The sequence below is a fragment of the Methanomethylovorans sp. genome, from assembly GCF_050177135.1.
In the GTDB taxonomy this organism is placed as follows: Archaea; Halobacteriota; Methanosarcinia; order Methanosarcinales; family Methanosarcinaceae; genus Methanomethylovorans.
Window position 1 is genome coordinate 1 of record NZ_JBFXHJ010000224.1, and the last position, 2,600, is coordinate 2,600.

General features: G+C 45.2%; 2 protein-coding genes and 2 pseudogenes. All 4 read right to left on the reverse strand.

Annotated elements, in window-relative coordinates:
• Positions 1 to 134 (reverse strand): annotated as a pseudogene (locus AB7U21_RS11780) (2-phospho-L-lactate guanylyltransferase); the annotation flags it as partial.
• Entirely contained in the window at positions 135 to 1,211 is a 1,077-nt protein-coding gene (cofH, locus tag AB7U21_RS11785) for a 5-amino-6-(D-ribitylamino)uracil--L-tyrosine 4-hydroxyphenyl transferase CofH (RefSeq protein ID WP_428389277.1), read from the reverse strand. It lies immediately after the preceding pseudogene.
• Positions 1,192 to 2,331 (reverse strand): 5-amino-6-(D-ribitylamino)uracil--L-tyrosine 4-hydroxyphenyl transferase CofH, encoded by a 1,140-nt coding sequence (cofH, locus tag AB7U21_RS11790; protein WP_428389279.1) that lies wholly within the window; start codon positions 2,329 to 2,331, stop codon positions 1,192 to 1,194. The genes cofH (AB7U21_RS11785) and cofH (AB7U21_RS11790) overlap by 20 nt, the downstream gene beginning before the upstream one ends.
• 85 nt (positions 2,332 to 2,416) lie before the next feature.
• Positions 2,417 to 2,600: pseudogene (gene cofG, locus AB7U21_RS11795) on the reverse strand (7,8-didemethyl-8-hydroxy-5-deazariboflavin synthase subunit CofG); the annotation flags it as partial.

Below are 2,600 nucleotides of genomic sequence, written 5' to 3' on the forward strand. Positions count from 1 at the left end.
ACTCCTGCCTCTCTCAGGGAACATACTACATCCCTTAACATCAATTCCACGAATTGTTCTCTCTCTTTCAGGGTGAGCACAGGAGCAAGCCGGGATTTTGCATTCTCTTGTTTGTATGGGATGACAGCGCGCATTCATACCTCTTCATAAAGAGCATTTCTTTGTTTTGGGATCTTGCCTGAAGACCTGATGATCCATTCTATCTCAGCAGGTGGAACGTATTCTCCGTTAGTGCTTCCGGAAGCTGTGGATATCTTGTCTTCCATGAGCGTGCCGCCCAGATCGTTGGCACCGCAATGCAATGCTACCTGGCACAGTTTCTTTCCAAGCTTGACCCAGCTTGCCTGGATATTATCAATATGTCCATTAAGGATTATCCGTGCCAGGGCATAGAAACGGAGATCCTCGATGCCTGTGGTCATGAATTTACCCTGAGAGAGCATATTCTCACCTATCGGGTTGTTATAAGGCATAAAAGGTAAAGGTACCAATTCCGTGAAACCTCCTGTCCTTTGCTGTATTGAGCGCAGAATAAAGAGATGGTTCAGGCGCTCTTCAAGGGTTTCCACATGGCCATACATTATAGTGGAGTTGGTTCTAAGTCCAGCCTGATGAGCGGCCATTATAGTATTTATCCATTGGTCTGTACTCAGTTTTCCAGGGCATATTATCCTGCGCACTCTGTCAGAGAGTATCTCTGCCGAAGTGCCTGTCAGAGTATCAAGACCTGCCCCTTTAAGCTTTTCAAAGGCTTCCTCAAGGGACAAGCCTCTGTTCTCGCATGCATAGAAGATCTCCATCGGAGAAAAACCATGTATGCTCATCTTTGGAAATGCTTCCTTTATGTTCTCTACAACAGCAGTATAGAAGTCTATGTCAAGCTGAGGCAGGAATCCTCCCTGGATACATACTTCCACTGCACCGGCCTCACTGGCCTCTGATACTTTTTCAAGTATCTGGTCCATGTTTAGCACGAATCCCTTTTCAGCACGATAAGCACAGAAACCGCAGTTTCCCCTGCACATATTGGTAATGTAGATGTTCCTGTTCACAACATATGTGACCACATCACCTACAGTACTTGAACGAATTTCATCTGCAAAGTTAAAAAGTGCCAGAGGAGACAGTTCTGCCAGTTCAAGGGCATCCTTCAGGGCAATTTCTCCCTCATAGGCCTTCTCCCTCGTATCCTCAGGAATAAATAACTGCATTGCCAGCCTCCCTTGGGCGATTGCCAAGAGACGTTTTTTCTATTTTATCGATCTCGTAGAGTGTGGTCCTTTGTTTTGGGATCCTGTTTGCACCCCTGATCATCCATTCAAGTTCCTGTACGGAGATCGAAGTGCCATTGTTTGCACCAGCTGCAGTCGAGATGCTCTCTTCCATGAGCGTTCCCCCCAGATCGTTCGCTCCACAATAGAGAGCTACCTGGGCCAGCTTTTTTCCAAGCTTCACCCAGCTTGCCTGGACATTACTGATATGTTTATGGAAGATTATACGAGAGAGCGCATATACTTTGAGGTCATCGATGCCTGTGGTGGCATAGCGCCCTTCATCTATCATTTTTTTACCTATGGGATTATTATAAGGCATGAATGGCAGGGGCACGAATTCGGTGATGCCACCGGTATCTTTTTGGATATCCCTTACTATCATCATATGTTCTATTCTGTCCTGCCAGGATTCGATATGTCCGTACATCATTGTAGCAGTTGTACGGATACCTGTTCTGTGAGCTGAGGTGACCACGTCTACCCATTCTGCGGTCAGGAGCTTTCCAGGGCACAGTTCTTTCCTGACATGGTCGCAGAGTATCTCAGCAGCAGTGCCAGGCATGGTTCCAAGACCTGATTTTTTCAGTTCATGTAATACCTGTCTGATGCTAAGGTCACTGGTCCTTGCAGCATGATAAACTTCCATTGGAGAGAATGCATGTATATGAATTGACGGATATTCTTCTTTCACTGTTTCGAGGATACCTGTATATAGCTCAAGACCGGCGTTCGGTAAGAGACCACCCTGAATACAAACCTCAGTTGCACCTGCTTTGTGTGCTTCTTCTACCTTGGCAAGTATCTCTTCATTCTTCAGGATGTATCCGTTCTTTTCTTTGAACGCACAAAAACCACATCTTCCGATGCAGCGGTTAGTGAAGTTAATGTTGCGGTTAACTACGTAGGTAGTAATATCACCGACTGCTTCGTACCGCAGATTATCAGCAAACCTGAATAGTTCAAAAGGTTCAGCATCCAGAAGTAAGAGCGCATCTTCACTGCTGGTTTTTCCGCTATACGCTCTTTCCACCAGCTCTTCATCGATCTTTGACATCATAGTATGACCAGACCAGTGTATTGGAATAGTATGCTCAATTTGTTCAAAATATAAATCATTATCTAAAATAACAGAACGCCCTTATTCACCGGGATCTTCTATAACCTTCGTTGTCGGCCATGGATCTGATAAGTGACTTCAAGTTCTTACTGTACCATCCTTTTTTTATATAATCAGGATAAATAGGCAGCCTTTCCCTCAGAGGTATGTCTTTGAGCAGTTCTCTCAGGTTATCCACAGTAGGCCATTCTGTTTCAGGATTGATCCAG

Excerpts from the sequence above, each read along its gene's own strand:
- cofH (WP_428389277.1), bottom strand. The coding sequence starts at position 1,211 with ATGCAGTTATTTATTCCTGAGGATACGAGGGAGAAGGCCTATGAGGGA.
- cofH (WP_428389279.1), bottom strand. The coding sequence starts at position 2,331 with ATGATGTCAAAGATCGATGAAGAGCTGGTGGAAAGAGCGTATAGCGGA.